At 63.3% G+C, this 6762-nt stretch carries 8 protein-coding genes; 4 read left to right on the plus strand and 4 right to left on the minus strand.

Annotated elements, in window-relative coordinates; all coding sequences use genetic code 11:
• Nucleotides 1–23: 23 nt before the first annotated feature.
• The 3 genes from PG887_RS09115 to arsC form a co-directional block, all read right to left on the minus strand.
• A complete protein-coding gene (locus PG887_RS09115; RefSeq protein ID WP_270821537.1) occupies nucleotides 24–1094 on the minus strand; it encodes a linear amide C-N hydrolase in 1071 nt (356 codons plus the stop codon).
• Between the two features lie 248 nt (nucleotides 1095–1342).
• Nucleotides 1343–1717 (minus strand): DUF2069 domain-containing protein, encoded by a 375-nt coding sequence (locus tag PG887_RS09120; protein ID WP_270821538.1) that lies wholly within the window; start codon nucleotides 1715–1717, stop codon nucleotides 1343–1345.
• The gene (arsC, locus tag PG887_RS09125; RefSeq protein ID WP_010674260.1) at nucleotides 1714–2064 is read right to left on the minus strand and encodes an arsenate reductase (glutaredoxin); all 351 of its coding nucleotides are present in this window, start codon (nucleotides 2062–2064) and stop codon (nucleotides 1714–1716) included. Before arsC ends, PG887_RS09120 begins: the two co-directional genes overlap by 4 nt.
• A 60-nt stretch (nucleotides 2065–2124) precedes the next feature.
• Here arsC and PG887_RS09130 point away from each other — a divergent pair, with 60 nt between their 5' ends.
• A complete protein-coding gene (locus PG887_RS09130; protein ID WP_111897012.1) occupies nucleotides 2125–2604 on the plus strand; it encodes a TlpA family protein disulfide reductase in 480 nt (159 codons plus the stop codon).
• Nucleotides 2605–2737: 133 nt separating this feature from the next.
• Here PG887_RS09130 and PG887_RS09135 read toward each other — a convergent pair whose 3' ends face one another.
• On the minus strand, nucleotides 2738–4192 hold the full coding sequence (locus PG887_RS09135) for a beta-barrel assembly-enhancing protease (protein WP_223918331.1): 1455 nt from the start codon (nucleotides 4190–4192) through the stop codon (nucleotides 2738–2740).
• 127 nt (nucleotides 4193–4319) lie between these two features.
• Between PG887_RS09135 and PG887_RS09140 the strand changes: the two genes are divergently transcribed.
• From PG887_RS09140 to PG887_RS09150, 3 genes are all read left to right on the plus strand, one after another.
• Nucleotides 4320–4589 (plus strand): sulfurtransferase TusA family protein, encoded by a 270-nt coding sequence (locus PG887_RS09140; protein ID WP_042880621.1) that lies wholly within the window; start codon nucleotides 4320–4322, stop codon nucleotides 4587–4589.
• 22 nt (nucleotides 4590–4611) lie between these two features.
• Entirely contained in the window at nucleotides 4612–5682 is a 1071-nt protein-coding gene (locus PG887_RS09145; protein ID WP_029314318.1) for an AI-2E family transporter, read from the plus strand.
• Between the two features lie 173 nt (nucleotides 5683–5855).
• The gene (locus PG887_RS09150) at nucleotides 5856–6665 is read left to right on the plus strand and encodes a MipA/OmpV family protein (RefSeq protein ID WP_270821540.1); all 810 of its coding nucleotides are present in this window, start codon (nucleotides 5856–5858) and stop codon (nucleotides 6663–6665) included.
• Nucleotides 6666–6762: the final 97 nt, after the last annotated feature.

Raw genomic sequence — 6762 nt, forward strand, 5'->3', positions numbered from 1 at the left:
GGGCGTTGTCATCGGGGGAATGCTCAGGCCTTGGGGCTGGCCGGCAGGAAGCGAAACGCCTTGGCCGGGACGAATTTCTCCGCCGTCTCCCCCGCATAGAGCTGCTGCTCGGTCAGGGGCAACTTGCGCACCGGGGCCCCCGCGGCGAGATCCAGTTTGTCCATGCTCACCCAGAAGGTGTTGGGCAGATGGGTCAGCTCGAAGAAGTAGCAGCGATGCTGCTGATCCGCCACGCTGCGCCACAGGGTGGTGGAGATGTTGGGCTGATCCGGGGTGCTGATCCCCATGGGTACCGAGACATTGCGCATCACGCTCATCACCCCGGCCACTGCCTCGTTGGCCTGGTCGGTCTTTGGCAGGGTCTTGATGTAGAAGGAGGCGCGGGCAAAACGGTCCGCCGAGCGGTTGGTGCCGGGCAGCATGGTGAGACCGCCAATCTCCTCCCAGTAGTCGTTGAGGGCCAGTTGCTTGTCAAAGGTCGGCGAGTTGGTCATCACCTGATAGCGGCGGTCGTGGTAGATCTGCAGCTTGCCCCCCACATACTGGAAGATGGCGGAATCGCCGCTCGCATCGGAGAGGGAGAGGTGCAGCTGGCCCGGCTTGCCATCCGGGGTCAGGGTGGTCACCACATAGAACTCGTCCTTCGACAGGGCGGCGACCGCCTCGGCCACGGTGGCGAAGTTGTCCAGCGCGTACTGGGCCCAGAGCGAGATGGAGAGAGTCTTGCGCGGATCCTTGTCGCTCGGGGTCACATACTCGGACTCGGTCAGATAGAGCAGGTTGGCCACCAGCCCCTTCTCGTTCATGCCGTCGGCAGTGCCTGCATCGAAGCCTGCCGCCACCACGGAGCCGTAGCGCGACGTCCACGTCATGGAGTGCGCACCAGCCTCCCCTTCCCGCGCGATGCCACGGGGCAGCGCCCAGAGATTGGTCGGCATGGCGCTGCGCCAGTCCATGGTACGACCGGTCACCACCAGCGCTCCCTCCCCCTGATAGACGGCGCGGGTACAGGCATCGGCGAGGGAGCTGACGGAGAGGGAGACGGTCAGGGCCAGCAGGGTCTTGTGCAACAGAGGGGAACGCAGGATTGTCATATGGATCACTCGAGTCTGTTGAAAACACAAGCATACCCCTTTTTGCATAACAGGGGCTGACTGAGGCTGGCAAGCCAGGTGGCAGATCTGTCAACAGAGGCGCTTCCCTGCCAATCAGCGATCAATATCCATAAATTAATCAAGGAGATAAGCAAGCCACTTCGGGGCGATACCGCCAGATGCCATTCGCTGGCTTGCGTCGGTTTCAGACACATTCCCTGCCCGCCAGCAGGCGGACAGGGAGGCGCTCAATCTTTCTTCTTGCGGATACTCAGCCCCAGCTCGCGGCCGCGCAGGCGGGCATAATAGATGGTGCCCACAAACGCCAGGGTGGTGAGCACCAGCTCCACCACCGCCAGCCACCGCTCCCCCTCATCCGTGGTGATCAGGGTCAGGGCGTGCAGGAAGTAGGGCATCAGCACGAAGTTGCCCCAGGCGTGGGTGTAGGGATTGCCCTGCACTATGCCCTTGAGGGGGAAGAGCAGCGGCACCGTCCAGATCACCGGCAACAGCCAGGGATTGAGGTCGGGGTGGGGCGAGAGCCAGAGGTGCCAGAGCAGCACCCAGGCCAGCAGGCCGAAAAAACCGGCCAGGGTCAGCAGGCGAGCGAAGCGGATACTCACTTGAGGATCTCCAGCACCTGCTCGGGCGGACGACCGATGCGGGCCTGCCCGTTCTTGATGACGATGGGGCGCTCGATGAGCTTGGGGTGCTGGTGCATGGCACGAATGAGATCATCGCCGCTCACCTCGCCGAGCCCCAGCTCCTTGTAGAGATCTTCCTTGGTGCGCATCAGCTGTCGGGGATCCGTGAAGCCAAGCTGACTCAGGAGGGTACGGATCTGTGCCTCGCTCGGGGCCTGCTCCAGATAGAGCACCACCTCGGGGGCGACCCCGTGCTGTTCCAGCAAGGCCAGGGTTTCACGGCTCTTGGAGCAGCGCGGATTGTGGTAGATTTGGGTCTCGCTCATGATAACTCCCTGATTAATCGCAAGATGGGACAAGAAATGGCGCTATTGTAGGGGAAACGGATGGTCAGGGTAAGCAGGAAGGCTATGGAAATGAAACGGATCTGTTGGCTGATTGTGGCAACCCTGCTGGGGGCCTGCAGCCCGGCACCCGACTTCACCGACGGCGCGGGAAAGAAGGTCAGCCTCGCGGATCTCGGTGGCAAACCGCTGCTGGTCAACTACTTCGCTCCCTGGTGCGCCCCCTGCCTGCGGGAGATGCCCCTGCTGGCAACATTGCACCAGGAAGGCCAGATCCGGGTGATCGCCATCAACTATGACCCCGCCTCCCCCACCGAACTGACCGAGCTGGCACGGCGCCACGCCATCAGGGTTCCCCTGATGATCCCGGATGACGACGCCCGCCTCCCGTTCCCAAGGCCCGGGGCGCTGCCCACCAGCTATCTGCTCGATGCCAGGGGCACGCTGCTGGAGACCCTGGTGGGGGAGCTGGACGAGCAGAAGATAGGCGAGATAAAACGCCGCCTAGCGAGCGCCCAATAGCAGAGCCATCCATCACATTCATGTCTTCATCATCAAGATGCGTTGAAACCGATGAAAGGCCCTATTTTAGCCTGCAAAACAAGGCGGGGTGCCCCCAAAGGAGCACCCCGCCTGCCATCAACCCGCTCCGGACTCAGCCCTTGAGGCTGTCCAGATCCTTCTTGGCCCGCTCCAGCTGGGTGATGCGCGCCTCGATGCGGGCCAGGGTCAGCTTGTCGCTGGTGGTGCCCCGGGCCACGATCAGTTCGTCGATGGCCGCCTGGTAGTCCCCGCGCAGGGAGAGGGTCTCAGCCCGCGCCATGTGCAGGTCCGTCATTCTGCCCGCCTTGCGGTAGGCGTCCGACAGCAGGCTCCAGGCCAGGCTGTTCTCGTCGTGCTCCCGGGCATAAGGGTCCAGGATGGCGATGGACTTCTTGTAGTTGCCCCCCTCCAGATAGGCGTTGCCGAGGTTCACCACCACCACCTCGTTGTCCGGCATCCGGGTGCGGAAGCGCTCCAGTCTGGCGATGGCCTGGGCGCTGCGCCCCTTGGCGAGATCGATGTCGGTCAGGGCATCCACCACGAAGAGATCCTCCGGGTGACGAGTCGCCAGCTCCTGCATCAGGGTGTCGGCCTCGTCGGTGCGCTTGAGCTGCAACAGGGCCAGCGCCTTGCCATAGATGGCGGCATCCTTGAGGGGGTAATCCCCCTTCTGCAGGCGGCTGTCGAAGTAGGTGAGCAGCGCCTGGGGCGTCTCGGTGCCATAGCGCACCTGGATGCGCACCTTGGCCAGCCAGAAGTCCAGGCTCGGCGGCAGGGCGCGCGCGCCATAGCTCCCGGCCCGGGCACGGGCTTCGCTGATCCGGGTCTCCGGCAGGGGGTGAGTCAGCAGCATCTCCGGCGGCTTGCTGGCATAGCGGTACTCCGCCGCCAGCTTCTGGAAGAAGTTGGCCATGCCCATGGGATCGAACCCGGCGTCATACAGCGTCTTCATGCCGATGCGATCCGCCTCGTATTCGTTGTCCCGGGTGTAGTTGATGGCCGACTGCATCGACAAACCAAGCGTGGTCTGCAAGGCCGCGATGCCAGCGGTGGGGTTGATCACCGCGAGTGCAATGGAGCCCACCAGGCCGGCCAGGGTCATGGCGGAGCTGCTCGCCTGTGCCTCCATGTAACGGGCGATGTGACGCTGGGTCACGTGGGTGATTTCGTGGGCCAGTACCGAGGCCAGCTCGCTCTCGCTCTCGGCGTAAAGGAAGAGGCCGGTGTGCACCTTGACCCGGCCACCGAGGAAGGCCGCCGCGTTGATGCTGGGATCGTTGATGAGGAAGAAGGTGAACGGGAAGCGCACCCCGTCGGCATTGGTCAGCAGCCGCTGGCCCAGATCGTCGATGTATTCGTTGAGCACGGGGTCATCGATGATGGGCAGGCCCGCCCGGGCAAAACGCATGAAGGCGTTGCCATAGCGCACCTCCTGCTCGATGGGCAGTGCGGCGACCCCGGCGGTACCGATGTCGGGCAACTGGTTGCTCCCCTGGGCGTGGAAGGTCGCCCCCATCAGGGTGACCAACAGGGGAAGCGATGCTATCAGGGGGGAAAAACGTGCCACGTTATCTCTATCTCCAATCAGACCCCAGCGGGCATCGGCAGAATACCCTTGCCATTCAAGGCCCACAAGCGTTGTTTCATCCTCTCATCACGGCCATAATGACCGCCACGCACGAGATGGAGTTCTCATGGAACAGCTCGACCTGACCCCTTGGCGTTGTCCCGAGCCCCTCATCCGGCTCAAGCTCTGGTTGCGCCAGGCCCGGCCCGGTCAATCCGTGTGCATCCAGCTCGGGGATGCAGGCTCCCGGCAGGACATTCCCGCCTATCTGCGCCGTCAGGGTCACCATGTCCAGACCCGGGAAGAGTCAGCTGCCCGCCTCTCCCTGCTGCTCGTCGTTGCCCGTCCCCCTCGGGACGCCCTGCTCGCCCCCGAGCCCATGCCACCCACCCCGTGAGCCGCCATTCAAGGAAGCCTCGATGTTAGATGTATTGAAGCGCTGGTATCAGACCCGTTTTTCCGACCCCGATGCCGTCACCCTCTTCCTGCTGCTGGTCTTCTGCTTTGCCGTGCTCTGGCTGTTTGGGGATCTGCTGGCACCGCTGCTGGTGGCCCTGGTGATGGCCTATCTGCTGGAGTGGCCGGTGAGTCGCCTGCAACGAGGCGGCCTTTCTCGCACCGTCGCTACCAGCCTGGTCCTGCTGTTGTTCATCACGGTGACGACCCTGATGCTGCTGGGCCTCATCCCGACGCTGGTGAGCCAGGGGGTCAACCTGGCCAAGGAGGCCCCCGCCATGCTGGCCCATGCCCAGGACTATGTCCGCACCCTGCCGGAAAAATACCCCGAGATCATCGACGTCAGCCTGGTGGAAACCATCATCGACAACATTCGCCAGCGCATCCTGACCGGCGGCGAACAACTGGTGAGCGCCTCTTTGAGCTCCCTCATCAACGTGGTGGCCATCCTCATCTACGCCATCCTGGTGCCCCTGATGGTCTTCTTCATGCTCAAGGACAAACAGGTGCTGATGGGAGGCCTGCGCCGCTTCCTGCCCCGCAACCGCACCCTGGTGAACCGGGTCTGGGTGGAGATGAACGACCAGATCATCAACTACATCCGCGGCAAGGTGATCGAGATCGTCATCGTCGGCATCGCCACCTATGTGCCCTTCGCCCTGATGGGATTGCGCTACTCCGCCCTGCTGGCGGTCGCGGTGGGCTTCTCCGTGCTCATCCCCTATATCGGTGCCGCCGCGGTGACCGTGCCGGTGGCCATGGTGGCCCTGTTCCAGTGGGGGCTGACCCCCGACTTCGCCTGGCTGATGGTGGCCTATTTCGTGATCCAGGCCCTCGACGGCAACCTGCTGGTCCCCCTGCTCTTCTCCGAGGCGGTCAACCTGCACCCGGTGGCCATCATCATCGCCGTGCTGGTGTTTGGCGGTCTGTGGGGCTTTTGGGGCGTCTTCTTCGCCATTCCCCTCGCCACCCTGGTCAAAGCGGTGCTCAATGCCTGGCCCAAGCGGGAAGATCTCCCCCGCCCCGCCCCCTGACCCTGGCAAGGGGCGAGGCCGGGTCTCGCCCCTTCCAGATACCGGCCACTAGCAGCACCTCCGTGACGCTGGCTCATGCTTGCCTTGTCGGGTTTAATTGAAAACCGACATCCGTTTGACTTGCTACGCCGGTCTGATTCGTTCCCACGCCCACCCACCGACAAGGATCTGTCATGTCCCCAGTCCCTGCCCTGCGCCATGCCTCTCTGGGTGCCTTTCTGGCACTGCTGTTCTGTTCTCCCGTCCGGGCAGACCTCGATATCGGGGCCCTCAGCGCCTTCTCCAGCGACAGCCCTGACAGCCCCATTCCCAAGGGGCTGGTGCTGGGCGGGGCCGTCATCGGCGGTCAGGCCCGTTACCAGCACCAGGACGATACCCTGATGCCCATCCCGGGGGCCCTCTATTTTGGTGACAACCTGATGTATCTGGGGGATCGGGCCCGCTACTACCTGAGCCGGGATGGCAACCTCTCGACCTATGCCTTCGGCCGGATGCGCTTTGGCAACCTGGACCCGGACGACGATCCCTTCCTCCATGGCATGGAGAAGCGCAAGGGGCAGTTCGAGGCCGGTGTTGGGGCCGATCTCATCACTCCCTACGCCCTCTGGAGCGTGCGGGCCACCACGGATGTGACCGGTACCAGCAACGGTCAGGAGCTGATGCTGTGGGCCAACTTCCCCATCATCCGCGGCCCCCTGCTGCTGATGCCGGGAGCCGGCGTGATGCTGCGCAGCCACAACCTCGCCAACTACTACTTCGGCTGTGTCTCGCAAGACGAAGCGAGGGCGGACAGGCCGGCGTGGAACACGGGCACCACCCTCTCCCCCATGGTCTCCCTCATCGGCAGCTATCGCTTCAGCGCCAACTGGATTGGCGGCTTTGGCATCAACTACGAGCGCTACGACGACGACATTGCGGACAGCCCCATCGTCCAGCATCAGGGAGAACTCTATGCAGGCTTCGGGGTGGGCTACATCTGGTAGCCCCATCCGGACTGGACAACAAAAAAGGTTCTTCGCGGGATCTTGGGGAAGTGGAAGTTGACAGACAGGGTGCTGGTAAACTGGCTGTCTCCAAACA

The sequence above is a fragment of the Aeromonas sp. QDB14 genome, assembly GCF_027707845.1.
Taxonomy (GTDB): Bacteria; Pseudomonadota; Gammaproteobacteria; order Enterobacterales; family Aeromonadaceae; genus Aeromonas; species Aeromonas caviae.

Bases quoted from the DNA above. Each gene is read 5' to 3' on its own strand.
- PG887_RS09130 (WP_111897012.1), top strand. From the start codon at position 2,125: ATGGTCAGGGTAAGCAGGAAGGCTATGGAAATGAAACGGATCTGTTGG.
- arsC (WP_010674260.1), bottom strand. From the start codon at position 2,064: ATGAGCGAGACCCAAATCTACCACAATCCGCGCTGCTCCAAGAGCCGT.
- PG887_RS09150 (WP_270821540.1), top strand. From the start codon at position 5,856: ATGTCCCCAGTCCCTGCCCTGCGCCATGCCTCTCTGGGTGCCTTTCTG.
- PG887_RS09145 (WP_029314318.1), top strand. From the start codon at position 4,612: ATGTTAGATGTATTGAAGCGCTGGTATCAGACCCGTTTTTCCGACCCC.
- PG887_RS09115 (WP_270821537.1), bottom strand. From the start codon at position 1,094: ATGACAATCCTGCGTTCCCCTCTGTTGCACAAGACCCTGCTGGCCCTG.
- PG887_RS09140 (WP_042880621.1), top strand. From the start codon at position 4,320: ATGGAACAGCTCGACCTGACCCCTTGGCGTTGTCCCGAGCCCCTCATC.